This is a genomic window from Cereibacter sp. Soil_C_27, from assembly GCF_057657095.1.
In genome coordinates this window covers 347378-373273 of the sequence record NZ_JBDGJD010000002.1, presented here as the reverse complement: position 1 = coordinate 373273, position 25896 = coordinate 347378, and the positions used below count along the sequence as shown (strand labels likewise).

At 67.3% G+C, this 25896-nt stretch carries 21 protein-coding genes; 7 read left to right on the top strand and 14 right to left on the bottom strand.

All coding sequences use genetic code 11. The features are described 5' to 3' along the window. Positions 1-30: 30 nt before the first annotated feature. From lpdA to AC3A5Z_RS08705, 5 genes are all read right to left on the bottom strand, one after another. Positions 31-1425: a dihydrolipoyl dehydrogenase gene (gene lpdA, locus AC3A5Z_RS08725; RefSeq protein ID WP_487518976.1), complete on the bottom strand. Its 1395-nt coding sequence runs from the start codon at positions 1423-1425 to the stop codon at positions 31-33. A 97-nt stretch (positions 1426-1522) separates the two neighbouring features. Continuing rightward, on the bottom strand, positions 1523-2098 hold the full coding sequence (locus AC3A5Z_RS08720) for a DUF924 family protein (protein WP_487518975.1): 576 nt from the start codon (positions 2096-2098) through the stop codon (positions 1523-1525). Positions 2099-2154: 56 nt separating this feature from the next. Further along, positions 2155-3405, bottom strand: a complete 1251-nt coding sequence (locus AC3A5Z_RS08715) for an MFS transporter (RefSeq protein ID WP_487518974.1) — start codon at positions 3403-3405, stop codon at positions 2155-2157. Positions 3406-3491: 86 nt separating this feature from the next. Continuing rightward, a complete protein-coding gene (queA, locus tag AC3A5Z_RS08710; RefSeq protein WP_487518973.1) occupies positions 3492-4523 on the bottom strand; it encodes a tRNA preQ1(34) S-adenosylmethionine ribosyltransferase-isomerase QueA in 1032 nt (343 codons plus the stop codon). Beyond that, complete coding sequence (locus tag AC3A5Z_RS08705) at positions 4520-7858, bottom strand: YhdP family protein (protein ID WP_487518972.1); 3339 nt, start codon at positions 7856-7858, stop codon at positions 4520-4522. Before AC3A5Z_RS08705 ends, queA begins: the two co-directional genes overlap by 4 nt. A 96-nt stretch (positions 7859-7954) precedes the next feature. Here AC3A5Z_RS08705 and AC3A5Z_RS08700 point away from each other — a divergent pair, with 96 nt between their 5' ends. The 4 genes from AC3A5Z_RS08700 (at position 7955) to AC3A5Z_RS08685 (ending at position 11269) form a co-directional block, all read left to right on the top strand. After that, entirely contained in the window at positions 7955-8416 is a 462-nt protein-coding gene (locus tag AC3A5Z_RS08700) for a peroxiredoxin (protein ID WP_487518971.1), read from the top strand. A 23-nt stretch (positions 8417-8439) separates the two neighbouring features. Beyond that, positions 8440-9252 (top strand): ferritin-like domain-containing protein, encoded by an 813-nt coding sequence (locus AC3A5Z_RS08695; RefSeq protein ID WP_487519597.1) that lies wholly within the window; start codon positions 8440-8442, stop codon positions 9250-9252. 168 nt (positions 9253-9420) lie between these two features. After that, positions 9421-10761 (top strand): DUF5930 domain-containing protein, encoded by a 1341-nt coding sequence (locus tag AC3A5Z_RS08690; protein WP_487518970.1) that lies wholly within the window; start codon positions 9421-9423, stop codon positions 10759-10761. Continuing rightward, positions 10751-11269: a bactofilin family protein gene (locus tag AC3A5Z_RS08685; RefSeq protein WP_487518969.1), complete on the top strand. Its 519-nt coding sequence runs from the start codon at positions 10751-10753 to the stop codon at positions 11267-11269. The genes AC3A5Z_RS08690 and AC3A5Z_RS08685 overlap by 11 nt, the downstream gene beginning before the upstream one ends. Positions 11270-11330: 61 nt before the next feature. Here AC3A5Z_RS08685 and AC3A5Z_RS08680 read toward each other — a convergent pair whose 3' ends face one another. The 5 genes from AC3A5Z_RS08680 to AC3A5Z_RS08660 form a co-directional block, all read right to left on the bottom strand. Continuing rightward, positions 11331-12107, bottom strand: coding sequence for a DUF2189 domain-containing protein (locus AC3A5Z_RS08680; RefSeq protein WP_487518968.1), 777 nt, complete (start codon positions 12105-12107; stop codon positions 11331-11333). 79 nt (positions 12108-12186) lie between these two features. Continuing rightward, the gene (prfB, locus tag AC3A5Z_RS08675; protein ID WP_487518967.1) at positions 12187-13314 is read right to left on the bottom strand and encodes a peptide chain release factor 2; all 1128 of its coding nucleotides are present in this window, start codon (positions 13312-13314) and stop codon (positions 12187-12189) included. 110 nt (positions 13315-13424) lie between these two features. Next, positions 13425-15974 (bottom strand): penicillin-binding protein 1A, encoded by a 2550-nt coding sequence (locus tag AC3A5Z_RS08670; protein ID WP_487518966.1) that lies wholly within the window; start codon positions 15972-15974, stop codon positions 13425-13427. Between the two features lie 127 nt (positions 15975-16101). After that, complete coding sequence (locus AC3A5Z_RS08665) at positions 16102-17295, bottom strand: N-acetylmuramoyl-L-alanine amidase (RefSeq protein ID WP_487518965.1); 1194 nt, start codon at positions 17293-17295, stop codon at positions 16102-16104. A 12-nt stretch (positions 17296-17307) separates the two neighbouring features. Then, entirely contained in the window at positions 17308-18456 is a 1149-nt protein-coding gene (locus tag AC3A5Z_RS08660; RefSeq protein ID WP_487518964.1) for a pyridoxal phosphate-dependent aminotransferase, read from the bottom strand. Positions 18457-18630: 174 nt separating this feature from the next. Between AC3A5Z_RS08660 and AC3A5Z_RS08655 the strand changes: the two genes are divergently transcribed. Continuing rightward, a complete protein-coding gene (locus tag AC3A5Z_RS08655; protein ID WP_487518963.1) occupies positions 18631-19368 on the top strand; it encodes a DsbA family protein in 738 nt (245 codons plus the stop codon). 20 nt (positions 19369-19388) lie between these two features. Here the strand turns inward: AC3A5Z_RS08655 and ispG are convergent, their stop codons facing one another. From ispG to AC3A5Z_RS08635, 4 genes are all read right to left on the bottom strand, one after another. Then, positions 19389-20522 carry a flavodoxin-dependent (E)-4-hydroxy-3-methylbut-2-enyl-diphosphate synthase gene (ispG, locus tag AC3A5Z_RS08650; RefSeq protein WP_487518962.1) on the bottom strand — a complete coding sequence of 378 codons (1134 nt, stop codon included), beginning with the start codon at positions 20520-20522 and terminating at the stop codon, positions 19389-19391. 86 nt (positions 20523-20608) lie between these two features. Beyond that, the gene (locus tag AC3A5Z_RS08645; protein ID WP_487518961.1) at positions 20609-21811 is read right to left on the bottom strand and encodes a helix-turn-helix domain-containing protein; all 1203 of its coding nucleotides are present in this window, start codon (positions 21809-21811) and stop codon (positions 20609-20611) included. A gap of 113 nt (positions 21812-21924) precedes the next feature. Continuing rightward, positions 21925-23148 carry a 5-aminolevulinate synthase gene (gene hemA / locus AC3A5Z_RS08640; RefSeq protein ID WP_487518960.1) on the bottom strand — a complete coding sequence of 408 codons (1224 nt, stop codon included), beginning with the start codon at positions 23146-23148 and terminating at the stop codon, positions 21925-21927. Between the two features lie 136 nt (positions 23149-23284). Then, complete coding sequence (locus AC3A5Z_RS08635; RefSeq protein WP_487518959.1) at positions 23285-23857, bottom strand: 5-aminolevulic acid synthase; 573 nt, start codon at positions 23855-23857, stop codon at positions 23285-23287. 108 nt (positions 23858-23965) lie between these two features. Between AC3A5Z_RS08635 and AC3A5Z_RS08630 the strand changes: the two genes are divergently transcribed. Both AC3A5Z_RS08630 and AC3A5Z_RS08625 read left to right on the top strand, forming a co-directional pair. Beyond that, positions 23966-25339, top strand: a complete 1374-nt coding sequence (locus AC3A5Z_RS08630; RefSeq protein ID WP_487518958.1) for a M20/M25/M40 family metallo-hydrolase — start codon at positions 23966-23968, stop codon at positions 25337-25339. Continuing rightward, entirely contained in the window at positions 25336-25824 is a 489-nt protein-coding gene (locus tag AC3A5Z_RS08625; protein ID WP_487518957.1) for an N-acetyltransferase family protein, read from the top strand. The genes AC3A5Z_RS08630 and AC3A5Z_RS08625 overlap by 4 nt, the downstream gene beginning before the upstream one ends. Positions 25825-25896: the final 72 nt, after the last annotated feature.

The following is a 25896-nucleotide window of genomic DNA, read 5'->3' as shown; positions in this document are numbered from 1 at the left end:
GTTAGCCCACGGCCACAGCCGGGGCCAGCCTCAGAAATGCAGCGCGCGGCCGTAGGCGTCGAGCACGGATTCATGCATCATCTCGGACAGCGTCGGATGCGGGAAGACCGTCTCCATCAGCTCGGCCTCCGTCGTCTCCAGCGTGCGGCCGATGACATAGCCCTGGATCAGCTCGGTCACTTCCGCGCCGATCATATGGGCGCCCAGCAGCTCGCCGGTTTTGGCGTCGAACACCGTCTTGATGAAGCCCTCGGCCTCGCCCAAGGCGATTGCCTTGCCGTTGCCGATGAAGGGGAAACGCCCGACTTTCACCTCGAAGCCCGCCTCCTTGGCCTTGGCTTCGGTCATGCCGACCGACGCCACCTGCGGATGGCAATAGGTGCAGCCGGCGATCGAGCCCGGCTTGATCGGATGCGGATGGCCGCCCGCGACCAGTTCGGCCACCATCACGCCCTCGTGGCTGGCCTTGTGCGCAAGCCAGGGCGCGCCGGCGATGTCGCCGATGGCATAGAGCCCCTCGACGCCGGTGCGGCAGAACTCGTCCGTCACCACATGGGTCCGGTCGATCTTCACGCCCAGCGCCTCCAGCCCCAGCCCCTCGACATTGCCGACGATGCCGACGGCAGAGATCACCGTGTCGAACTCCATCGTCTCGGTCTTTCCGCCCGCCTCGATATGCGCGGTGACCTTCCCCGGCGAACGGTCGAGCTTCTTGACGGTGGATTTCTCGAGGATCTTCATGCCCTGCTTCACGAAAGCCTTCTTCGCAAAGGCAGAAACCTCGGCATCCTCGACCGGCAGCACGCGGTCCATCACCTCGACCACGGTGGTATCGGCGCCCAGCGTGTTGAAGAAACTGGCGAATTCGATGCCGATGGCGCCCGAGCCGATCACCAGCAGCTTCTTCGGCATGCGCTTGGGCTGCAGCGCGTGGCGGTAGGTCCAGACCAGATCGCCGTCGGCCTCCAGCCCCGGCAGCTCGCGCGCCCGGGCGCCGGTGGCGAGGATGATGGTCTTGGCCTCCAGCTCCTCGGTGCCCTTGTCGGTCTTCACCTGCACCCGGCCCTTGGCGGGCAGCGTCGCCGTGCCCATCACCACGGTGATCTTGTTCTTCTTCATCAGATGGCCGATGCCGCCCGACAGCTGCTTGGCCACCCCGCGCGAGCGGGCGACCACCGCGTCGAGGTCATAGCCGATGCCGTCGGCCTTAAGGCCGAATTCCTTGGCGCGGTGCATCAGGTGGAACACCTCGGCCGAGCGCAAGAGCGCCTTGGTCGGGATGCAGCCCCAGTTCAGGCAGATGCCGCCGAGGTTTTCCCGCTCCACGATGGCGACGTTCAGCCCGAGCTGCGCCGCCCGGATCGCGGCGACATAGCCCCCCGGACCGGACCCGACCACGATCATGTCAAAGCTCTTGGCAGCCATCGTCATCTCCTGGAAAAAAAGTAGTTTGGCATTAAACCATTTTTTGAGACCGCGCAACGAAGGCCAAAAGCGCCACGCCATGCAGGGTTTGCATGGCTCACGCCTTCATCGCGCGCACCACGCCGGCATAGGCTCCGCCCTGCAGGAACTCTTCCTCCTCCGGCGTCGACTCGCGCCCCAGCGCCGCGTTGCGGAACGGGAAACGGCCGTAGCGGCGGATGATCTCGGCATGAGCGCGGGCATGCAGCAGGTTCTCGGCCCCGGTCTCGGGCATCCGGGTGGAGAAGAGCTCCACAGACAGATCCTGATCGGCGGGATCTTCGGAATGCTCGAAGGGCATGTAGAAGAACTGCCGCTCCGGCTCGGGCGCCTGCATGTCCCAGCCCCCCTCCAGCGCCTTGCGGGCACAGGCGCGGGCTTGCGGATCGGTGTCGAAGGCCTCGGCCTTGTCGCGGAAGATGTTGCGCGAGAACTGGTCGGTGAGGATCAGGAAGGCCAGACTGCCCACCGTGCCCTCGCACCAGTGGTCCAGCCCGCCCTCGCGCGCCGCCTGCCACAGATCGCCGAACCGGCCGCGGATCTCGTCGTCGAGCTCCTCCGAGCCGAGATACCAGCCCTCGGGGCCAACCTCGCCCAGCCAGTAGTCCAGCACGCCTTCGGGATCGTCTGCCATCATGTCCTCCGCTTCCTGAGGCCGAGCCTGACAGGTCCGGCGGCGGGCTGCAACATTCAGCGGCCCGAGGTGTCGACGCCCTCCTGCCCCTGCTCCATCATGGTGCCGACCGCCAGAGCCGAGGCGGTGGGCGCCAGAGTGGCGAAGGCCCCGGTATCGGCCACGGCGGGCGCCGCGCGCTGCGTCATCCGCCAGGCGGCGTAGGTCGCCAGCACCCCGAAGAGGATGCCGATGAACAGGAAGAACCCGTCCGGCCCGGCCTGCTCCATGATCCAGCCGGTGACCAGCGGCCCGAAGATCGCGCCGAGCCCGTTCATGAAGATCAGCCCGGCCGAGGCGCCGGCCATCGACTCCTTGCTGAGGAAGTCGTTGGTATGGGCGATCAGCAGCGAGTAGAGCGGGTTGGTGATGCCGCCCAGCAGCAGCGAGACGATCAAAAGCCCCCAGAACGGCGGGGTGAAGAGCACCGCCACCGCCATGACAGCGCCGCCGACCACCGCCAGCCCCAGCACCAGCTTGCGTCGGTCCATCCGGTCCGAGAACCAGCCGATCGGATATTGCAGCACCAGACCGCCGACGTACATCGTCCCGATGAAGATCGAGATGTCGCGCACGCTCAGCCCTTCCAGCGTGCCCCAGACCGAGGCCATGCCGAACATCGCCGAGAAGATGCCCCCGGTCAGCAGCATGCCGATGACGCCGAGCGGCGAGATCTCGAACAGCTCCTTGAAGGACAAGGGCTTCGTCGTGTCGAAGACCGGCGCTGTGGTGGTGGTCAGCAGGATCGGCATGAAGGCCAGCGAGACCAGCACGGAGGGGATGACGAAGAGCGTGAAGCCCGAGGGCTCTGCCACGTTCAAGAGCGCCTGCGAGCCGATGATGCCGATCATCTGCACGATCATGTAGAGCGACAGCGCCTGCCCGCGGGTCTCGTTGGTGGAGCTGTTGTTCAGCCAGCTCTCGGCGGTGATGTAGACCCCCGAGAAGCAGAAGCCCACAAGCACCCGCATGCCCGCCCAGACCGTCCACTCCGGCAGCACCGGATAGACCACCAGCACCGCCGAGATCAGCGAGCCGAGCGCCGCGAAGACCCGCACATGGCCGACGCGGCGGATCATCTCGGGCGTCACGCGCGACCCGAAGAGGAAGCCGAGGAAATAGGCCGACATCACCATCGACAGCTGGAAGGTGCTGAATCCCTCGATCCCGCCGCGGATGCCCAGCAGCGAGCCCTGGATGCCGTTTCCGACCATCAGCAGCATGACGCCCAGCAACAGCGGCCAGGTGGAAGCGAGAACCTTGAACATCGACGGACTCCGGGGGTTTCGGGCACAGTAGCAGCGGCCTCCCGCCCGGGAGGGCGCAAAGGCGACGGTTGGACGGGCGGGCGCGCCTAGGGGATCAGCAGCGAGGCGTCGCCGTAAGAGAAGAAACGGTATTCGGTATCAACCGCATGACGGTAGATCCGCTCGATCCGCTCCTGCCCCATCAGGGCCGAGACCAGCATCAGCAGCGTGGACTTCGGCAGGTGGAAATTGGTCATCAGCGCGTCGGTCACCCTGAAACGGTAACCGGGATAGATGAAGATATCGGTCGTCCCCCGCCAGGGTTCAACCGCACCAGTCGCCGCCGCCGACTCGATCAGCCGCAGCGCCGTGGTGCCGACCGGGATCACCCGCCCGCCCGCCGCCTTGGTGGCGTTCATCTCGGTGGCCGCCGTCTCGGTCACCTCGCCCCATTCGGCATGCATCCGGTGCGTGGTCACATCCTCCACCTTCACCGGCAGGAAGGTGCCGGCGCCGACATGCAGCGTCACCTCGGTGAACTGCACGCCCTTCGCCGCCAGCGCCTCCAGCAGCGGCGCGTCGAAATGCAGCGAGGCGGTGGGCGCTGCGACGGCCCCGGCATGCCGCGCGAAGACGGTCTGGTAATCGGTCTCGTCCTGCGCGTCGGGCTTGCGCTTGGCGGCGATGTAGGGCGGCAGCGGCATCGCTCCCGCCTCGGCCAGCGCCGCGTCGAAATCCTCGCCCGCGAGGTTGAAGACCAGCCGCAGGTCGGTCTCGCTCTTCTCCGCGACGGTGGCGCTCAGCGCGTCGGAGAAGCGGATCACCTCGCCGGGGCTCACCTTGCGCAGCGGCTTGGCCAGCGCGCGCCAGCCCTCGGCGGCGGGCTCCATCAGCGTGATCTCCACTTTCGCGACCGCCTCGCCGCGGGTCCGCGTGCCGGTCAGCCGGGCTGGGATCACCTTGGTGTTGTTCAGCACCAGCCGGTCGCCGGGGCGGAAGATCTCCACCAGATCCGCAACGTGCAGATCGCGGATGGCATCGCCCTCGGCCAGCAGCAGCCGCGCCGAGCTGCGCGGCCGCGCCGGCCGCGTGGCGATCAGCCGCTCGGGCAGGTGGAAATCGAAGTCAGACAGTTTCATGGCCCCTCCAGCACCGGTGCGGGCGCGCGGAATATCTCGCGGAACATGCCCGGCGTCAGGATCGACAGCGGATTGACCGAGACCGAAGGCCGGTCAGAGCTGCCGCTCAGTTTGTAGTTGAAACCGAACAGCCCCTCGCCGCGACGGGTGAGCACCGCGCCGATGCCGTTCAGCAGATAGATCGGCGAGATGACGCCCTGCATGTCCAGCCGCTTTCCCACCGCATCGAAGACCCCCGCCACCGACACGCCCAGCGAGGCACCCACGGCGGCCCCGCGGGTGATCTCGATCGCCTCCGGCGTCAAGCGGAAATCGGCGTCGGCCTCGTAGAAAACCAGCCCGTCGCCGTTCAGCTGCTCCAGAATCCCCACGACGGAAATGGCGCTCAGCAGCGCCGCCAGCACCGGGGCGTTCTGCACCCGCACATCCGTCGCCTCGGCATGGCCATTGTAGTGGCCCTTCGGCCCGGTCGGCGTCAGCTGCAGGTCGAGCGTGCCACCCCGGGCATCGGGAAACACCCCGGTCGAGGCCATGACACCCCCGGCATCGTCGGATTGGATCCGCACCGCCGTGCCGAGCCGCACCGGCACCACTGCGCCGCGCACCACTGCCCCACCATTGACCCGCGCGGCGAAATCGCCGTTGAAGCCGCCGCTGGTAGTGAAGAGCCCACCAAGCCCGGTGAGCGAGATCTTCTCGGTCACCTGCAGGCGGTCGAGTTGCACCTCGATCGGCACCGCCCCGCCCGAGCCGCCGCCGCCACCGCCGCCCGAACCGAGGCTCAACCGTCGCAGATCGACGCTGCCGCCGGTAACCGAGACCTTCGGCGTCTGGCCGCGGCCGCGCCCGGTCAGCACCACCGGCGCGTCGATCCACCCGTTCAGCCGCACGCGGTCGAAGCTCGCCCGGTCGAGCCCGCCATCGGCGCGCAGGCTCACCCGGCCCTCGGCCTGCAGCCCGCCGCCCTCGACCACCAGCCGCTGCACCGCCGCGGGCTTGCCCAGCGTCGCCTGCACTTCCAGCCGGCCCGCGCGCGAGGCGGGCTTGCTGAAGCCGATCTCCGGCAGGCTCAGCCCGACCCCGGTGAGCGCGGAGCTCAACGTCAGCTTCGGCGGCTGGTCCTTGGCCAGCTCCACGGTGAACCGTGCCCGTCCGCTGCCCGAGACCAGCCCGCGCGGCAGGCCGATGCCGAATTCGTCGATCGGCACCTGCGACAGCGTGGCCGTGCCGTCGATCCGCGCCCGCCCCCGGTCATCGGGCGCCAACCCCTGGGTGAAGGTCGCATCGAAGGGCGCCGTGCCCAGCTTGCCCGCGCCCGAGACCCGCAGCCCGGTCGGATCGGCGGAAAGGGCCAGCTCCGGCGCGGTCAGCACCCGCTCCGGCACCAGAAGGTCGGAGCGGAAATCGAACACCCGGCCCGTCACCGAGAAATCCACCTCGGAGGGCTGCAGCCGCGGCTTCAGCGGCAGGCGGATCACCGTCTGCATCTCGGCCCGGCCGGTGCCGAGCGCGACGGGGCGACCGGCCTTGGTCAGAAAGCCGAACGGCGGCTGGTCGAGCAGCGACAGCGCCGCCGTCACGCTGCTCTTCGTGTTCAGCCGGATCTCGGCATGGACCGGCTTGCGCGTCACGTCGGGCACGAGAAACAGCGAATCCGCCACCGCGACCGCCCCTCCCTCCGGCGCCGTCACCCGGCCGCGGTTCAGCACCATCGTGTAGCGCCGCCCCTCGATCGTGGCATAGCCGCTGCCGGCTTCGATCGGCGGCAGGGTCTTGAGGAAGCGCACATCGGCATCGCGGAACTCGTAACCGAGCGCCAGCCGCGGCTCGCGGCCCGGCACCATGCGAAGCCCCGCCTTCACGTCGAAGAGCGAGCCCTCCTGCACGTTGTTCACGACCCAGTCGCGGGTGCGCGGCACCAGCGACAGCGGCCAGAGCGCCAGCAGCCCCTGATGCGAGATCTCGTTCAGCGTCATGTCGAAACCGACATGCCAGCCCTGCGGCTCGGCCACCACCCGGCCCTTGCCGGTCAGCCGCCGCTCGCCCTCGACCAGCGAGATCTGACCGATGTCGATGCTGAACGGGTCGAGCCGCATCCGCAGATCCAGCGCGCCCTGTGAGAAGGTCACCGGCTGCTCGAAGAGCCCCGCCGGATCGGCATTCACCTCGCCCAGCCGGATCTGCGCGAGAAATGCTTCGGGCATGCCCTTGGCAACGCCCGGCAGATAGGAATGCCCCGTCGCGGTGAAGTTCAGCGAGCGGCTCTGCACCGCCAGATCGGTGAGGGTGATCTTTTCCTCGGCGGGGTCATAGCTGAAGGCGAGACCCGCCGTATCGAAGGCGATGGGCTTGATGTCGGGCCGCGGCCGCAGCGCGCCCGCGCCGCTGTTCAGCGATGCCTCGAGCCCGGTCAGCTTGCCCTGCGCGTCGAGCCCCGCCGAGAACCGCCCCGAAAGCTGCGCATCCAGCACCCCGAGCCAGGTGATCGGCAGCGCCTGTGCCGCGATATCTGCGGCGGCGACATGATCGACGGTCGCGGCGATCCGCGCCTCCGGACTGCCCGGGGTGGTGACGAAGGTCAGAACTGCCTGCGCGGGGGCCTGCCCTGCCCGGCCCAGCAGCGTCAGCCCGACCTCCAGCGCCCGGCGCTCCGGGCCGGTGTCGAGCGCCAGCCGCCCGTCGCCCACCTGCCAGGTGCGCCCTGCCCGCTGATCCTCCAGCGTCAGGCTCATCCCCTCGGCCTCAACCCGGCGCAGGTCGGCCAGCAGCGGCAGGGCAAAGATCCGGTCCACCGCCTGCATGATTGCGGCATAGCTCTCGATCCGCGCGTCACCGCCGCCGCCGAATCCCAGATCGAAGCGCCCGTCCGGCAGACGGCGCAGCGCGAAGCGGGCGCCCACCAGATCGACGCTGCGCGGGTGCAGCCTGAACCGGGCCATAGAGGCCGGATCGAAGGCAATACGGGCCTCCGGCAGGGTCAGCAGTGCCCGCCCCCCACGCTGCAGCAGCCGCACATCCTCGAGCCGCAGCCGGGGCACCCAGTCGCGCCCCACCATGACGTCGATGCCACCCAGCGAGACCGAGGCCCCGCCCGTCGCCTGCACCGGCGCCAGCGCCCGGTTCATCCGCGTCTCGACCTCGGCCACGGCCCAGACCGGCAGCGACAGCGGCCGCCCGGTCAGCGCCATCACGCCGAGCCCGCCCGTTGCCGCGAGCAGCACGAGGCTGAGCAGCAGCCAGAGCGAGATCCGCCCCCGCCGCCGCCTGCGCGGCGCGCGCGAGGGGGCTGCGGATGCCTCGACCTCCCCTCCCGCTCTGCCGTCCCGCTCTGCCATGCCTGCCCGTATCCTTTTCGGCGGGCTTGCCTTTATCCGTGGCGGAAGGCAACTAAAACAGCAGTGACCCAGCCCGCCACGCGCAAGGAGCCGCCCATGATCGCCGAAGGCCAGACCGCCCCCGATTTCACCCTGCCGCGCGACGGGGGGCTGAGCGTCTCGCTTGGCTCCTTCCCACCCAACAAGGTCGTCGTCTATTTCTACCCCAAGGACGATACCACCGGCTGCACGCTGGAAGCGCAGGATTTCACCACCCGCGCCCCGGCCTTCGCCGCGGTGAACACCACGGTGATCGGCATTTCCAAGGACAGCGTGAAGAGCCACGACAAGTTCTGCAAGAAATACGGGCTCGGCATCATCCTCGCCTCCGACGAGGAAGGCAGCACCTGCGAGGATTACGGCGTCTGGGTCGAGAAGAGCATGTACGGGAAAACCTACATGGGAATCGAACGCTCGACCTTCCTGATCGACGGCGAGGGCAAGATCGCGAAAATCTGGCGCAAGGTCTCGGCCAAGGGCCATGCCGAAGAAGTACTGCTCGCGGCGCAGGGCCTGTGAGCGCGGGCCTGACGCTGGCGCAGATGGCCGTCGAGGTGCTGGGCACCGCAGACGGCCGCGAAAAGACCGCCTTGTCGCGTCGTCACGCCGCGGCCTGGCTGGCCGCGCGCGACCAAGGCGAGCCACTGGCCATCGGCACCGCGACTCCGCCCCAGCGCCCGGCGCGTCCTGCGCTGCCGGAGCTTCTCTCGCCGCGCGACATGCCGCGGCGTGGGCCGGGAAGCGTTGCGGGGCGTCTGGCACTGATCCATGCCGTCGCGCATATCGAGCTGAACGCGGTCGACCTGCACTGGGACATCATCGCCCGCTTCACCGACATCAGGATGCCGCTCGGCTTTTATGACGACTGGGTGCGGGCGGCGGATGATGAGTCACGTCATTTCAACATGATGTGCGATTGTCTTGAGGGAATGGATTCGCATTACGGCGCACTTCCTGCCCATGCGGGCATGTGGCGTGCGGCGGAGGACACCGCCGAAGACCTGCTCGCCCGCCTCGCCGTGGTGCCGATGGTGCTCGAGGCGCGCGGGCTCGACGTGACGCCGGGCATGATCGAGATCTTCGTCAAGAGCGGCGAGACCCAGGTGGTCGATGCGCTGTCGGTGATCTATGCCGAGGAGGTAAGCCATGTTGCCTACGGCTCGAAATGGTTCAACTTCCTCTGTGGCCGCGCCGATTGCGATCCGAAGGACAGCTTCCACAGCCTTGTCCGGCGCTATTTCCCGAGCCCGCTGAAACCGCCGTTCAACGAGGAAAAGCGCGCCGACGCGGGCCTGCCGCCGGATTTCTACTGGCCGCTTTCCGGGCAGAGCCCGGGCAAACGCAGCCAAACGTAGGCGGGTTCCTGCCGTTTTCGGCAGGGTTCCGCCCGTGAGTAAGCCCATTTGGTCAAATTTGTTGCGACCTCCCCCCCCGCTGGCTAATCAAGTGCCGGGGACCAGGATCTGTGCGGGGGCACCACAGACAGGTCGACGTTCCCGGCCAACAACAGACGGGACCTGCCAGTGCTGACGAGACTCTCCTATCGGATCAACTCGACACTCGAACGCTTTCTGCCGGAACGGCGGTTGTTCCTGAAATCCGATACGGAAACGCGTTTCGTCCGCCTCCGTCCCGTTACGCAAGCCGTCGCCCTCACCGGCAGTGCCATCGTCGTCGGCTGGACGATCATCGCCACCTCGATCCTGCTGATGGATTCGATTTCGGCCGGCAGCACCCGCGACCAGACCCAGCGCCAGCAGGCGCTTTACGAATCCCGGCTCAACGCCCTCTCCGCCGACCGCGACCGGCGCGCCGAGGAAGCGGTCCATGCGCAGGAACGCTTCAACCTCGCGCTGGCCGAAGTGTCGAAGATGCAGGAGGCGCTGCTTGCCACCGAAGATCACCGCAAGGAGCTGGAGACCGGCATCGAGGTGATCCAGGACACGCTGCGCCGCACCATCATCGAGCGTGACGACGCCCGCGACGAGGCCGAGCGGGTAACGCTGGCCCTGGCCGAACAGACCGGCTCAAGCCGCACCGGCGAATCCCGCGCCAACGATACGCTGGCCACGCTGGAGGTGCTGAGCTCCACCCTCGGCAACACCGCCCGTCAACGCGACGATCTCGCCAATGCCGCCCTCCTCGCCAAGGAGGAGACCGAGGCCGTGGTGCAGGAGAAGCTGGAGCTGCAGGCCCGCAACGACGCGATCTTTTCGCGGCTGGAAGAGGCGGTCTCGATCTCGATGGAGCCGCTGGACAAGATGTTCCGCGCCGCCGGCATGTCGCCCGACGACCTTCTGAGCAAGGTGCGCAGCGGCTATTCCGGACAGGGCGGCCCGCTGTCGCCGCTCACCGTCTCGACCAAGGGGGAATCGCTCACCCCCGAGGAGATCCGCGCCAACGAGATCCTCGAAGGTCTGGACCGGATGAACCTCTACCGCATGGCCGCCACCAAGGCACCCTTCGCCATGCCGCTCAAGACCTCGTTCCGCTACACCTCCGGCTTCGGCGGGCGCAACGACCCCTTCGGTCGCGGCAAGCGCCGCCACGACGGTACCGACATGGCTGGAGCCTATGGCTCGCCGATCTATGCCACCGCCGATGGCGTCATCACCGAGGCCGGTTGGGCCAGCGGTTACGGCCGTCTCGTGAAGATCAAACATGACTTCGGCATCGAGACGCGCTACGGCCATCTTGCGCAAATCCGGGTCGAGGTCGGACAAAGGGTATCGCGCGGCGACCGGATCGGTGATATGGGCAACTCAGGCCGGTCCACCGGCACCCATCTTCACTACGAGGTCCGGCTTGGCGGTACTGCCGTCAACGCGATGACCTTCATCAAGGCGGCGAAAGATGTTTTCTAAAAGCAGAATCAACGAGCCCGGCCCCAAGCAGGGCGAGGGTGACAAGACCAGAACGCAGGATGCGCCCGTGCAGAAACCGATGAACGACTTCACTCCCGGCGCGGCCAAGCCGAAACCTTCCGCCTCGGTCCTCTCGTCGGATCTGACGGTGGTCGGCAACCTGAAAACCACCGGCGACATCCAGGTCGAAGGCACGGTCGAGGGCGACATCCGCGCCCATCTGCTGACGGTCGGCGAAAGCGCCACCATCCGCGGCGAGATCGTGGCTGACGACATCGTGGTGAACGGCCGCGTCATCGGCCGCGTGCGCGGTCTGAAGGTGCGCCTGACCTCCACCGCCCGGGTGGAAGGCGACATCATCCACAAGACGATCGCCATCGAATCCGGTGCGCATTTCGAGGGCTCCGTGCAGCGTCAGGAAGACCCGCTGGCCACCGGCAAGCCTGCCGGTGCAGCGCCTTCCTCGGCAGCTCCGGCCCAGGCAGCGACCAAGCCTGCCGACGTCTGAGGGATACGGTGGACCGATGCTTCAAGGGCGCCTCGCGGCGCCCTTTTTCTTTGCCCCCTGCTCAGTCGAGGGCGCGGATGTAAAGATGCCACGTCGCATGGCCGAGCACCGGCAGCACGACGAAGAGCCCCAGAAACCCGGGCAGCATCCCCAGAAACAGTAGCGCCGCGATCAGCACGCCCCAGACCAGCATCACCCCCGGATTGGCCCGCACCACATCGACACTGGTGATCATTGCCGTCACGAAGTCGATCTCGCGGTCCAGAAGCAGCGGCAGGCTGATGACGGTCAGCGAGAAGAGCACGCTGGCGAAGACCGCGCCGACCAGCGTGCCCACGGTCAGCATGGTCAGACCGTTCAGCGTCAGGAACACCGCAAGGGAACTCGTGACATTGGTCATGGCCGACAGCCCCATGAACAGCGCGAAGATCATGTGGGCAAGGAAGTTCCAGAACAGGAAGAAGATCACCACGACCGCCGCCATCGACGGGATCTGGCGATCCTTCTGCCGCAGGATCACGCCCAGCACCTCCGGCCAGCCGAGGCTCTCGCCCCGGTCCATCCTGCGGCTCACCTCGTAGAGCCCACAGGCGATGAAGGGGCCGAGGATGGGAAAGCCTGCCGCCGCAGGCAGCGTCCACCAGAGCTGTCCCGAGGCGGTGAGCGCGAAGACGATCAGCCAGCCGCCCAGCACATAGACCGCGCTGAAGAACAGCCCGAAGGCCGGCGCGCGGCGGAAATCCTGCCAGCCCGCCGCAAGGGCGGCACGCAGGTCGTCGATCGTCAGCGCCCGCACGGCAGGCACCGCCGCAGCCTCGTTGATGTAGTGATCAGACATGCCGAGTCTCCCCCCTCTGCGGAAGGGAATCTATGCCCGGCGTGGCGCTTCGGCCAAGATGAATCTGTCGGGAAGGGCCTCAGCCTTCAGCGTTGGCCTCGGCGCGGCTCTTGCCCGCCACGTCCTGCGCCAGCGTCGCGGCCATGAACTTGTCGAGATCGCCGTCCAGCACGCCCTGCGAGTCCGAGGTTTCCACCCCGGTCCGCAGATCCTTCACCATCTGGTAGGGCTGCAGCACATAGGACCGGATCTGGTTGCCCCAGCCGGCATCGCCCTTGCTTTCATGCTGGGCGTTGATCGCCGCGTTGCGCTTGTCCAGCTCCAGCTGATAGAGCCGCGCCTTCAGCGCGTTCATCGCCGCCTCGCGGTTCTGGTGCTGTGACTTCATCGAGGAGGTCACGACGATGTTGGTCGGCAGGTGGGTGATCCGCACGGCGGAGTCGGTGGTGTTGACGTGCTGCCCGCCCGCGCCCGACGACCGGTAGGTGTCGATGCGGATGTCGCGGTCCGGCACCTCGATCTCGATGTTGTCATCGACGACCGGATAGACCCAGACCGAGCTGAACGAGGTATGCCGCCGCGCCGCCGAATCGTAGGGCGAAATGCGCACCAGCCGGTGCACGCCGCTTTCCGACTTCAGCCAACCATAGGCGTTCGGGCCGCTGATCTTGTAGGCGGCAGATTTGATGCCCGCCTCTTCGCCCGCGCTTTCGGACTGAAGCTCGACCTTGTAGCCCTTCTTCTCGGCCCAGCGGACATACATCCGCGCCAGCATTGAGGCCCAGTCGCAGCTCTCGGTGCCCCCGGCGCCCGCGTTGATCTCGAGGAAGGTGTCGTTGCCGTCGGCCTCGCCGTCGAGCAGCGCTTCCAGCTCCTTGGCCCGCGCCGTCTCGACCAGGTCGCGCAGCGCAGCCTCGGCCTCGGCGATGATCTCGGCATCGCCCTCGGCCTCGCCCAGTTCGATCAGCTCGACATTGTCGCGCAGCCCGGTGTCGATCAGCTTGTAGGTGGAAAGCTGGTCCATCAACCCCTGACGCTCGCGCATCAGCTTTTGCGCCCGGGCCGGATCGGACCAGAGGTTGCCGTCCTCGATCATCGCATTCATCTCTTCGAGACGATGCGGCGCGGTCTCCACATCCATACGCTGCGCAAGGAGCGCGAGCGAACGGGTGATGGCGTCCACGTGATACTGGGTTTCGGTCCGCATGGCAGAGCTTCCTCGGGGCTGTTCAGGCGCGGGTGATACCGCTTTGACGCGGCACGGGCAAGGGCACGGCGGTTCGGGAAGCGGCAGGCAGGGCGTCGCCCTGCCGCCGCCTAGTAGAGCCCGCCCGAACTCAGCGTGCCGAAATCGGCCTTCTTCGGAATCACCCGCGTCTCGCCGGTCGAGGTGGTGACCGTCGCCGCCTCGTCGCCGCTTTCGCCATAGGCAAAGAGCGGCAGGTTCGACCCCATGGCAAAGCCGCCATCGACCAGCGCGCCGAGACCGAAGATCGGGTCCTCGCCCTCGCGGAAATACTCGGCCACGACGTTCTCGCCCGAGGCGTCATCCGGCAGACGCGCGCCGGTGAAGCGGTCGATCTTGATGAAATAGCCGCCCGGCGGCACGCGGAACTCGGAGCCACCGTATTTCTGCACCGCCTTCGACATGAACTCCTGGAACACCGGGCCGCAGAAGCCGCCACCCGAGGCGGAGCCCATGCTGCGCGGCTGGTCGTAGCCGATGTAGCAGCCCGCAACGATGTTCGAGGTATAGCCGACGAACCACACGTCCTTGGCGTCGTTGGTGGTGCCGGTCTTGCCTGCCACCGGCACCGGCAGGTTGATGCCGCGCGCCGTGCCGCGCTGCACAACGCCCTGCATCATCGAGGTCAACTGGTAGGCGGTGATCGCATCCATCACCCGCTCACGGTCCGACACGATCTGCGGCGCGCGACCACTGGCGAGCGTGGGCGCGGTGCAATCGGTGCAGACGCGCTGGTCATGCCGGTAGACGGTCTTGCCGTAGCGGTCCTGCACCCGGTCGACCAGCGTCGGCTCCACCCGCTCACCGCCGTTGGCGAACATGGCATAGGCAGCGACCATCTTCCAAAGCGTCGTCTCCTCGGCGCCGAGCGAGTTGGCGAGGAACTGCCCCATCCGGTCGTAGACGCCGAAACGCTCGGCATAGCCCGCCACCGTTTCCATGCCGATCTCCTGCGCGATCCGCACGGTCATCAGGTTGCGCGACTGCTCGATGCCGGTGCGCAGCGGGGTCGGGCCGTAGAACTTGTTGGAGGAGTTGCGCGGCGTCCAGAGACCCTGCGGCGTCATCACCTCGATCGGCGCGTCCACCACGATGGTCGCCGGGGTGAAACCCGAATCCAGCGCGGCGGCATAGACGAAGGGCTTGAAGCTCGACCCCGGCTGGCGCGTCGCCTGCGTGGCGCGGTTGAACACCGAGTCCTGATAGCTGAAGCCGCCCTGCATCGCCAGAACCCGGCCGGTGTTCACGTCCATCGCCATGAAGGCGCCCTGAACCTCGGGCACCTGCCGCAGCGACCAGCGGCGGAAGCTGCCGTCGTCGTCGCTGGTGACGGCACGCACCATCACCACATCGCCGACCGAGACGAGATCGCCCGCAGCGCGCGCCTTCGGCCCCAGCCGCCCGTCGGCCTGCCGCTTGCGCGCCCAGGTCACATCCTCGGCGGGGATGAAATGGCCGTCCTCATCCTCGGGCACGCCCTCGATGCCGATCCGGGCCGAGCTGTCGCCGACCTCCAGCACCACTGCCGGATGCCAATCGGCCACGTCGCGCGGCAGCCGCAGCCCGGCCAGCGCCGGGCGCCAGGTCTCCTCGCTGGCCAGCGCCTCGGCGGGCAGCACCTGCCTCGTGCCGCGCCAGATCCCCAGATTGCGGTCGTATTTCTCCAGCCCGTCGCGCAAGGCCTCGGCGGCCTCCAACTGCAACTCGGGGTCCACCGTGGCGCGGATCGTCAGACCGCCGCCGAAGAACTCCTCCTCGCCGAAGCTGCCCGACAGCTGGCGGCGGATCTCGTCGGTGAAATAGTCGCGCGGCGGCAGGGCGTTGCGGAAGGCCGGGTAATCGCCGTTCTGCACCGAGCGCAGCGGCTGGTTCAGCGCGGTCTGCAGCGTCGGCTCATCGATATAGCCGTTGTCGAACATCTCGCGCAGCACGTAGTTGCGCCGCTCGGTCACCCGCTCCTTGGCGCGGACCGGGTGATACTGGCTCGGCGCCTGCGGCATCGCCGCCAGCATCGCCGCCTCGTCCACCGTCAGCTGGCTCAGCGTCTTGTTGAAATAGGTCTGCGCCGCCGCCGCCACCCCGTAGGAGTTCTGGCCGAGGAAGATCTCGTTCAGATAGAGCTCTAGGATCTTGTCCTTCGACAGCGTCTCCTCGATCCTCGTGGCGAGGATGATCTCCTTGATCTTGCGCTCGCCCGTGCGGTCGCCCGACAAGAGGAAGTTCTTCATCACCTGCTGGGTGATGGTCGAGGCCCCGCGCACGTTCGACCCGCGCGACCGGATCGCCTCGAAGGCCGCCGCCGCGATGCCGCGGGCGTCGTAGCCGTGGTGGGTGTAGAAGTTCTTGTCCTCGGCGCTGATGAAGGCGTTTTTCACCTGATCCGGGATATCCTCGATCGGGGTGAACAGCCGCCGCTCATGGGCGAATTCGTCGATCATGTTGCCCTCGCCGGAATAGATCCGGCTGATCGTCGGCGGGGCGTATTGCGCGAGGCTCTCATGGCTCGGCAGATCGCGGGAATACATCCAGAAGATCGCGCCGATGGTCAGCGCGACCGCGAAGATGCCCAGCGTCAACGCGGTGAAGATGGCCCCGAAGAAAGACCCGACGAACCTGACCAATGACTTATCCTCTTTGTGCGCCGCCCTTATACACGCGGCCGGAGGGGAAGGTCAAAAGCTGCATCCCGGATGTGCTTCGCAATCGCGCGAGCACGACGAAGCCTTGCCGAAGCCGGAAAAACGCCTCTCAGCGCCGCAAAAGCTGCTTGAGCGCCGCATCTTCGCGGGTCCAGGCCTTCAGACCGTCGCGCAGCGCCACCGCCATCCGCCCGCGCCAGGCCGCATCCTGCAGCCGCGCCAGATCCTGCGGGCTGGACAGGAACCCCAGCTCCACCAGGATCGACGGCGTGTCGGGCGACTTCAGCACCGAGAAACCCGCCGACTGCCGGGGGTGGCGGTGCATCGTCAGATCGCCCGCCTTGATCGCCGCCTCCAGCGCCAGAGACAGCCGCTCGCTGCGTGGCATGGTCTCGACCCGGGCAATGTCCATCAGGATCTTCGCCACCATGTCGTCCTGGCCGGTCAGATCGACACCTGACAGCAGGTCGTCGCGGTCGTGCCGTTCGGCCAGCACCGCCCCCGCCACATCCGAGGCCTCCTCGGACAGCGTGTAAAGCGTCGCCCCCACTGCCTCGCCCTCGGCCAGCGCATCGGCATGCAGCGAGACGAAGACATGCGCGCCCGCCTCATGTGCCAGCGTGATCCGCGTCTCCAGCGGCACGAAGATGTCCTCCTCGCGGGTCATCACCACGCGGAAGCTGCCGTCGCGCAGCAAGAGCTCCTTCAGCTCGCGCGCGAAGGTCAGCATCAGCTGCGCCTCGCTCATCCCGCCCCGCTCGGCGCCCGGATCGAGGCCGCCGTGGCCGGGGTCGAGCACGACCACCAGCGGCCCCCGCCCCTCGGCGGCCCTGGCCGTCAGCGCGGCGGGCGGCAGCGCCCAGCCCGGCGGCTCGGGCTGGCTTGCGCGTGTCGCGAAGTCCTCGGCGCTGGCGCGGGCCAGCCGGACCGAGACACGGGCCGCGTTGCCCGTGGTCATCTCCGCCTCAATCACCGTATAGGGGCCGTCCAGCTCCAGCACCAGCCGCGACCAGCCGGGCCGGTAGACCCCGGCGCGCAGGCTCAGCACCCGGTCGCTCTCCTCGGCCAGCGCACCGATCGCGCCGAAATCCACCTCGCGGAAATCCATCACCAGCCGCGGCGGCTGGTCCATCACCCGCACCCGCCACGGCACCGGCTGCGACAGCGCCAGCTCCACCCCGACGCCGCGCCGCACGTCCTCCACCTGGCTCGCTGCTGGGTCGAGCCGAGCCACCGCCGTCAGATCCTGCGCAGCGAGCGCAGATGCCCAGATCAGCGCCAGAGCCGCCAGCCATGCCCGCATCCCGTCCCTCCTTCAGCCGCGCGCCGCCATGAAGGCCTTGAGCCGCGCCAGCCCCTCGACAATCTCCGCCCTGCCCTGCGCATAGGAAAAGCGCAAGGTGCGCGCGCCCCGCTCGGGATCGAAATCCAGCCCCGGCGTGACCGCCACCCCGGCACCATTCAGGATCTCGGCGGCGAAGGCCAGCGAGTCATCGGTGAATTCCGACACATCGGCATAGACATAGAAGGCCCCGTCCGGCGGCGCGAAGCGGGTGAAGCCCGCCTCGGGCAGCCCCTCCAGCATCAGCTGGCGGTTCTCGGCATAGACGGCGCGGTTCGCCTCCAGCTCCTGCACGCAGTCGAGCGCGGCCAATGCGGCCACCTGACTGGCATGCGAGGGGCAGATGAACATGTTCTGCGCCAGCCGCTCCACCAGCCGGATGTGGTCCTCGGGCACCACCATCCAGCCGATCCGCCAGCCGGTCATGCTGAAATACTTGGAGAAGGAGTTGATGACGTAGAGATCGTCCGAAATCTCCAGCGCCGAGACCGCGCGCTGGGCGAAGTCGAGCCCGTGGTAGATCTCGTCCGAGATGAAGGCGATGCCGCGCGCCTGCGCATGGGTGATCAGCGCCGCCAGCTCCTCGCGCCCCAGCATCGTGCCCGAGGGATTGCCCGGCGAGGCGACGATCAGCCCGGCCAGATCCGCCACCGGCTCCAGATCGGCAGGCACCGGCTGCAGCCGGTTCGCCTCCGACGCGGCGACACCCACCGGCTCGAGGCTGAGCGCCTTCAGGATCTGGCGGTAGGACGGATAGCAGGGCTCGCCGAGCGCCACCCGGTCGCCCGCGTCGAAGAGCGCGGTAAAGGCCAGCAGGAAGGCCGAAGACGCGCCCGCGGTGATCACCACCCGCGACGGGTCGATCTCCAGCCCGTACCAGCGCCGATAGAGCCCCGCGATCCCGACCCGCAGCTCCATCAGCCCCAGCCCGGCGGTATAGCCCAGAGGCCCCGCCTCCATCGCCGCCCCAAGCGCCGCGCGGGCGGCGGCGGGGGCCGGCGTGCCGGGCTGGCCGATCTCCATATGCACGATATGCCGCCCCGCCGCTTCCAGCGCGCGGGCCTGCTCCATCACGTCCATCACAATGAAGGGATCGACCGCCCCGCGTCTTGATACCCGCATTCCCTGCCCCGTAGACTTGCCTCGCCTCCGTTCCTGAAACTTCGGCGGCGGAAGGTCAATGGCGGCACGGCGCCCGAGGGGTGCGAGCGCGCTTGCCAATCTCCGCGGTTCGGTGTTCCTGACGGGAAAGACGCAGCCCCTTCACGGCGAATTCGCCAGACCCGGAGATACCTGATGAAGCTCCCCGCCCTCGGCGTTCTCGCCCTCCTCGCCACCACCGCGCCGCTCGTGGCGCAGGACATGACCGACGCCGAACGTAGCGCGTTCCGCGACGAGGTCCGCGCCTACCTTCTGGAAAACCCCGAAGTGCTGATCGAGGCGATGACCGCGCTCGAGGCCAAGCAGCAGGCCGAGCAGGCCAACAACGACCTCACGCTGCTGCGCGACAATTCCGAAGAGATCTTCCGCGACCCGGCGAGCTGGGCCGGCGGCAATCTGGAAGGCGACATCACGCTTGTCGAATTTGTCGACTACCGCTGCGGCTATTGCCGCAAGGCGCATGACGAGGTGGCCGAGCTGGTGCAATCCGACGGCAACATCCGCTTCGTGCTGAAGGAATATCCGATCCTCGGCGAGGAATCGCTGGTCGCCTCGCGCTTCGCCATTGCCGTGCGCCAGTTGGCGGGGGACGAAGCCTACAAGGAGGCGCATGACACGCTGATCGCCTTCCGCGGCGACATCAACACCGATACGCTGGGCCGGCTTGCCTCCGACATGGGGCTCGACAGCGCGGCGATCCTCGCGCGAATGGATGCGCCCGAGGTGACGGCGGTGATCGAGGCAAACCATGCGCTCGCGACCAAGCTCGACGTCAGCGGCACGCCAACCTTCGTGATCGATCAGACCATGGTGCGGGGTTATGTGCCGCTCGACGGGATGCGCCAGATCGTCGACGGCCAGCGCAAGGGCTGACCGTCATCCGGCCGGGGCGGTCACTCCGCCGCTTCGGCCGCCGCAGCTTCGGTCGCTTGGATCTCGGCGGCCTTCTGTTCCACCAGGCTCACGATCTCGTCGATCATCCGCTCGTTGCCAAGCTTGTGAACCTGCTTGCCCGCCAGATAGACCATCCCCGACCCGTTGCCGCCGCCGGTGAAGCCGATATCGGTCATCAGCGCCTCGCCCGGCCCGTTCACCACGCAGCCGATGATCGACAGGCTCATCGAGGTGGTGACATGCGCCAGCCGATCCTCCAGCGCAGACACCGTCTTGATCACGTCGAAGCCCTGCCGCGCGCAGGATGGGCAGGAAATGATCGTGACGCCGCGGTGCCGCAGCCCCAGCGATTTCAGGATCTCGAAACCGACCTTCACTTCTTCCACCGGATCGGCCGACAGCGACACCCGAAGCGTGTCGCCAATGCCATTCCACAACAGGTTCCCGAGACCGACGGCCGATTTCACCGTGCCGGAGGTCAGCCCGCCGGCCTCGGTGATCCCGAGATGGATCGGCGCGTCGGTCGCATCGGCCAGCGCCTGATAGGCGGCGGCGGCGAGGAAGACGTCCGACGCCTTCACCGAGATCTTGAATTCGTGGAAGTCGTTGTCCTGCAGGATCTTGATGTGGTCGAGCCCGCTCTCCACCATCGCGTCCGGGCAAGGCTCGCCGTATTTCTCCAGCAGGTGCCGCTCCAGCGAGCCGGCGTTGACGCCGATGCGGATCGAGCATCCGTGGTCCTTGGCCGCCTTGATCACCTCGCGCACCCGGCTCGCGTCGCCGATGTTGCCCGGGTTGATCCTGAGGCAGGCCGCCCCGGCCTCCGCCGCCTCGATGGCGCGCTTGTAGTGGAAATGGATGTCGGCGACGATCGGCACCGGGCTTGCCGCGCAGATCTGCTTCAGCGCCGCGGTCGAGGCCTCGTCCGGCGCCGAGATCCGCACGATGTCCGCCCCGGCATCGGCACAGCGCTGCACCTGGGCGATGGTCGCCGCCACGTCATGCGTCAGCGTGTTGGTCATGGTCTGCACCGAGATCGGCGCATCGCCCCCGACGGCGACCTTGCCCACCATGATCTGGCGCGACTTGCGGCGATAGATGTTTCGCCAGGGACGGACGTGATTCAAGGACATGGGAACCTCGGGTCAGAGTTGCCCCTTAGATACGCCTTGCGGCGCGGCGGGGCAACCGCCTGCGCCAATAAGCCCCTGTCAGCAGGTCACTGGGTTTCGGCCTGCGCCACCGTGACGAAGCGGGCGAGATCGGCATCGCCGGTCAGGTCGGCCTCGGCATAGCTCCCGGTCAGCGAGTCGGGCGTCAGCGCCACGTTCTTGACCACCTGCGCGCCGGGGGCCGAAGGCCCGTAAGTCTTGCCATTCACGGCAAAATACAGCGAGCCGGAGTTGCCTGCGCGCAGCACGGCAGGCGCTTCCATCTGGGGCACTTCATAGCGTTCGCCCGCGTCGAGGATCTTCTCGAACAGCACCGTGCCATCCGCCGCCGACACCCGCACCCAGGAGGGGCGGACGGCGAGCAGTTCAACTTTCGGTGCGACCGGCTCCACCACCTGCACCACATCCGCCACCACCTGCTCGATTGCCGAGGCGGTCGCGGCGCTCTGCACCGGGGCGGCATTGGGGATGAGCCCCAGATCGCGCGGGTTGATCGAGGCGATCGGCCCGTCGCGCGAGGTCAGCACCGGCACGTCCAGTGCCTGCGGGCGGTAGAGCCGCCCCATGATGTCGGGCGCGGAGCTTTCGGTCTCGTTGGCGGCAACCTCGGTCTCGGCGGCATCCGGCGCGCTGCGCACCAGGGGCGGCATGCCGCTGACATTGCCCAGCGGGTCGATCTCGGCCACCACCTTCGGCGCCTGATCCACCGGGGCCAGCTGCACGCGCTGCACCTCCTGCAACACGGACCATCCGCCGTAGCCGATGGCCCCGATCAGCGCCAGCAGCACCAGCACCGAGCCGACGGCACCGGGCTCGACACTGGCGAAGATGCTCTCGGTGCGCGGCACGAAGACGGCGTTCGGATCGCCCAGCGGGTCGCGATGCTCCGACGGCACCCGGCGCGGCGGGCGGGCGGGCGAGGCCGCCGCCGACATGCCATGCGCCACTGTGAAATTCGCCTCGGCGCAGAAGCGGGTGTAGGCCCACTCGGTATCCATGCCGAGATAGCGCGCATAGGACCGCACATAGCCTGCCACGAAACCCTGCGTCTCGAAGGCCGAGACGTCGCAATTCTCGATGGCGGCGATGTAGGTTGCCTTGATCTTCAGCTCGCGCTGAACGTCGAGCAGGGACTTGCCCAGCGTCGCACGCTCCCCGCGCATCAAATCCCCCAGACGCAACTCGAAATCGTCAAACCCTTTGGGTTTATCGATCTCAGCCGTCGAAGGTTTGGTCCTCCGCCAGATCATGCGTATTGCCCGTCCCTGCCCCATGTCGCCTGAGTCATTTATCGTCCGACTCAGAAGCGTGCTATTGAAAAATAACTAGCACAGGGCAGAGACCTTTGCATCTGCAGAAGCGTTCAGGCGGAGACCTCGGCGCGATTCAGCGCACAGTGCTGCCAGAGCAGATCCATGGCTTTCACGACGGCGTCGATCTGCCCCGAATCATGCACCGGCGAGGGCGTGAACCGCAGCCGCTCGGTGCCGCGCGGCACGGTCGGGAAGTTGATCGGCTGGACGTAGATCCCGAAGTGTTCGAGCAGCATGTCCGAGATCATCTTGCAATGGATGGGGTCGCCAACATGCACCGGCACAATATGTGAGCCGTGATCGATGATCGGCAGGCCCAGCCCCTTCAGCCGCATCTTCAGGATGCGGGCATGCAGCTGCTGCTTGTCGCGCGGGGTCTGGTCGGTCTTCAGATGGCGCACCGAGGCCGCCGCACCCGCCGCGATCGCCGGGGGGATCGAGGTCGAGAAGATGAAGCCGGGGGCATAGGAGCGCACCGCATCGACCATCTTCGCACTTGCAGCAATGTAGCCGCCGAATACGCCGTAAGCCTTAGCCAGCGTGCCGTTAATGATGTCTATGCGGTGCATCAGCCCGTCACGCTCGGCCACGCCCGCGCCGCGGGGGCCGTACATGCCGACGGCGTGCACCTCGTCGATGTAGGTCAGCGCGCCGAACTCGTCGGCCAGATCGCAGATCTCCTTGATCGGGCCGAAATCGCCGTCCATCGAATAGATCGACTCGAAGGCGATGACGATCGGACGGCCCTTCTCGACCCCCTGCAGGATGCGGCGCAGGTCGGCCACGTCATTGTGCTTGAAAATGTGCTTCTCGGTGCCCGAGCGGCGGATGCCCTCGATCATCGAGGCGTGGTTCAGCTTGTCCGAGATGATGACGAGGCCGGGAAACAGATGCGGCAGGGTCGAGAGCGTGGCGTCATTGGCGACATAGGCCGAGCTGAAGACCAGCGCCGCCTCCTTGCCGTGCAGATCGGCAAGCTCCGCTTCCAGCCGCTTGTGATAGACCGTGGTGCCCGAGATGTTGCGCGTGCCGCCCGACCCTGCCCCCGTCGCGTCAAGCGCCTCGTGCATCGCCTTCAGGACGACCGGATGCTGCCCCATGCCGAGATAATCATTGCCGCACCAGACGGTGATGTCCTTCTCGCTGCCATCGGGCTTGCGCCACACGGCGTTCGGAAAGGCACCGGCGCGCCGCTCGATATCGATGAAGGTCCGGTAGCGGCCTTCGGTGTGGAGCCGGTTGATCGCCGTGTCGAGTGCCTGATCGTAGTTCATTGAACTGTCTCCCTGACGCCCGGTTTGCCGGGCCAGCTGGGTGCATCATGTAAGGATCATTAAGGCAGCAGCCTTGATACTGATCAAATTCTAAATCTTACGCCGGGGTTTTGACCAGTCCGACGTTTGGTCTGCGTCAATCGGCCACCGCAACGGCGCAGTCCTTGACCCCGCGCCCCATTGCCGCGCAGGCCGCAAGCGCCGCTTCGGCAGCCCCGTCGCCCCTGCCAAGGCCCCAGACACCGCTCGCCGCCGAGGCCGCCAACGCCCTCGGCCCGCGCCGGCCGTAGCCCTCGCGGAACGCCTCGGTCGCCGCCGCCGAGAGTGTCAGCGGCGCAGGCTTCCATGCGGCGGGCCGGATCAGCGCCACCACGGCGCAGGGCGCCTTGCCCTTGCGCTTGGCCTCGCAGCCCGCCAGCGCCGCCACCGAGGCCGCCTCCACCGTATGATAATTGGCAGCGGCCACCGTCGCCTCCACCATGATACCCTCGTCGGGCGAGACGGCGATGGCGCCGTGGTAGGCCTGTTGGGCGCCGACCATCTTCAGCATCTCGGCCTGATCCGCGGGCAGAAAGTCCTGCGGCAGGATCTCCACCTCGGCCTTGCCGGGGGCGAAGAGCATGTCCCGCGCCGCCTTTCCCGTCACCGGCTCGGCCTCTGCCGCGCCCGCCAGCAGGACCAGCCCCGCCATCATCGCCCTGCCGCGCATCCTGCTCTCTTTCGCAACCACACGCGGACTTTACCGCAACCCTGCGGCACTGGACAGGGGCGGTGCGCCTGTTAGGCTCTGCGCCGAAATCACAAAAAGGATACCCCGATGTCGCTGGATGCCGTGCTCGCCCGGATAGACGAAACCCTTCCGCAGGCGACGGACCGGCTGATCGACCTGCTGCGAATCCCGTCGATTTCCACCGATCCCGCCTTCAAGGCCGACTGCGACCGCGCCGCCGACTGGCTGGTGGCCGAGCTGGAAAGCCTCGGGTTCGAGGCCTCGAAACGCCCGACCCCCGGTCATCCGATGGTGGTCGCCCATTCCGCGGGCGAGGGCCCGCATGTGCTGTTCTATGGCCATTACGACGTGCAGCCGGTCGATCCGCTGAACCTCTGGCACCGTGATCCCTTCGATGCGGCGATCGAGGAAACCCCGAAGGGCCGGGTGATCCGCGCCCGCGGCGCCTCGGACGACAAGAGCCAGCTGATGACCTTCCTCGAGGCCTGCCGCGCCTGGAAGGACGTGCATGGCGCCATGCCCGGCCGCATCACCATCTTCTTCGAGGGCGAAGAGGAATCGGGGTCGCCCTCGCTTGTGCCCTTCATGAAGGAAAACGCCGCCGAACTGACCGCCGACATCGCTCTGATCTGCGACACCGGGCTCTTCGAATCGAAGACCCCCGCCATCGTCACCATGCTGCGCGGCCTTCTGGGCGAAGAGTTGACCATCCGTGGCGCCGACAAGGATCTGCATTCGGGCATGTATGGCGGCGCGGCGATGAACCCGATCCGCGTGCTCGCCCGCATCGTCGCCGGGCTGCATGACGACACCGGCCGCATCACCCTGCCCGGCTTCTACGATGGCGTGACCGAGCTCTCCGACGAAATCCGCGCCCAGTGGCAGAACCTCGCCTTCGATCACGCGCGCTTCCTCGGCGATGTCGGTCTTTCGGTGCCCGCGGGCGAGCAGGACCGCACGCCGCTGGAGATGATCTGGTCGCGCCCGACCTGCGAGGTGAACGGCATCTGGGGCGGCTATACCGGCGATGGCTTCAAGACCGTGCTGCCGTCGGAGGCCCATGCCAAGATCAGTTTCCGCCTCGTTGGCCAGCAGAACCCCAACGCGATCCGCGAAGCCTTCCGCGCCTATGTCGAGGCCCAACTGCCCGCCGATTGCGAGGTCGAGTTCAAGGGGCACGGCAATTCCGCCGCCGGCCAGATGCAGATCGACCACCCGGCCTTCGAGCAGGCGCGTCAGGCGCTGACCGAGGAATGGGGGCGTTCGGCGGCCTATGTCGGCTGCGGCGGCTCGATCCCCATCGCCGGCTATTTCAAGACCGTGCTCGGCATGGACGCGATGCTGATCGGCTTCGGCAAGGATGACGACCAGATCCATTCGCCGAACGAGAAATACGATGTGGAGAGCTTCCACAAGGGTATCCGTTCCTGGGCGCGCGTGCTGGAAAAGGTGATGGGATGAGCGACAGCCACGCCGTCGAAGACGCCGACCTGCGACCGTGCCCCGAGATCGAGATCCGCGACGCGGGCCCCGGTGACGAGGCGGCGTGGCGCGAGCTCTGGGGCCAGTATCTCGCCTTCTACAAGGTGAAGATCGCCCCCGAAGTCTCGGACCAGACGTGGAAACGCTGCCTCGACCCCGCCTCGCCGCTCAAGGCGCGGCTGGCGGTGGCGGGCGAGCGGGTTCTCGGCTTTGCCATGTATCACCACCACCTCAGCACCTGGGCCCTCGGCTCGGACTGCTATCTGGAAGACCTGTTCCTCTGCCGCGAGGCCCGAGGCCTCGGGCTGGGCCAGGCGCTGATGGACGACCTGATCGCCATCTGCAAGGAGCGCGGCTTCGACCGGCTCTACTGGCACACCGACGTGAACAATCACCGCGCCCGCAAGCTCTACGACAAGCTCGCGGCGGCGGATGGCCATGTGCGCTATAGGATCAGCTTCTGAGGAAGCCCCAAAATGAAAGCGGCGCAACCGGAAGGTTGCGCCTGCTTTGGGATCGTCATCTGGGGAAGAAGG

Coding starts and splice junctions, on each gene's coding strand:
- lpdA (WP_487518976.1), bottom strand. CDS start 1,425: ATGGCTGCCAAGAGCTTTGACATGATCGTGGTCGGGTCCGGTCCGGGG.
- AC3A5Z_RS08720 (WP_487518975.1), bottom strand. CDS start 2,098: ATGGCAGACGATCCCGAAGGCGTGCTGGACTACTGGCTGGGCGAGGTT.
- AC3A5Z_RS08715 (WP_487518974.1), bottom strand. CDS start 3,405: ATGTTCAAGGTTCTCGCTTCCACCTGGCCGCTGTTGCTGGGCGTCATG.
- queA (WP_487518973.1), bottom strand. CDS start 4,523: ATGAAACTGTCTGACTTCGATTTCCACCTGCCCGAGCGGCTGATCGCC.
- AC3A5Z_RS08705 (WP_487518972.1), bottom strand. CDS start 7,858: ATGGCAGAGCGGGACGGCAGAGCGGGAGGGGAGGTCGAGGCATCCGCA.
- AC3A5Z_RS08700 (WP_487518971.1), top strand. CDS start 7,955: ATGATCGCCGAAGGCCAGACCGCCCCCGATTTCACCCTGCCGCGCGAC.
- AC3A5Z_RS08695 (WP_487519597.1), top strand. CDS start 8,440: ATGGCCGTCGAGGTGCTGGGCACCGCAGACGGCCGCGAAAAGACCGCC.
- AC3A5Z_RS08685 (WP_487518969.1), top strand. CDS start 10,751: ATGTTTTCTAAAAGCAGAATCAACGAGCCCGGCCCCAAGCAGGGCGAG.
- AC3A5Z_RS08680 (WP_487518968.1), bottom strand. CDS start 12,107: ATGTCTGATCACTACATCAACGAGGCTGCGGCGGTGCCTGCCGTGCGG.
- prfB (WP_487518967.1), bottom strand. CDS start 13,314: ATGCGGACCGAAACCCAGTATCACGTGGACGCCATCACCCGTTCGCTC.
- AC3A5Z_RS08665 (WP_487518965.1), bottom strand. CDS start 17,295: ATGCGGGCATGGCTGGCGGCTCTGGCGCTGATCTGGGCATCTGCGCTC.
- AC3A5Z_RS08660 (WP_487518964.1), bottom strand. CDS start 18,456: ATGCGGGTATCAAGACGCGGGGCGGTCGATCCCTTCATTGTGATGGAC.
- AC3A5Z_RS08655 (WP_487518963.1), top strand. CDS start 18,631: ATGAAGCTCCCCGCCCTCGGCGTTCTCGCCCTCCTCGCCACCACCGCG.
- ispG (WP_487518962.1), bottom strand. CDS start 20,522: ATGTCCTTGAATCACGTCCGTCCCTGGCGAAACATCTATCGCCGCAAG.
- AC3A5Z_RS08645 (WP_487518961.1), bottom strand. CDS start 21,811: ATGATCTGGCGGAGGACCAAACCTTCGACGGCTGAGATCGATAAACCC.
- hemA (WP_487518960.1), bottom strand. CDS start 23,148: ATGAACTACGATCAGGCACTCGACACGGCGATCAACCGGCTCCACACC.
- AC3A5Z_RS08635 (WP_487518959.1), bottom strand. CDS start 23,857: ATGCGCGGCAGGGCGATGATGGCGGGGCTGGTCCTGCTGGCGGGCGCG.
- AC3A5Z_RS08630 (WP_487518958.1), top strand. CDS start 23,966: ATGTCGCTGGATGCCGTGCTCGCCCGGATAGACGAAACCCTTCCGCAG.
- AC3A5Z_RS08625 (WP_487518957.1), top strand. CDS start 25,336: ATGAGCGACAGCCACGCCGTCGAAGACGCCGACCTGCGACCGTGCCCC.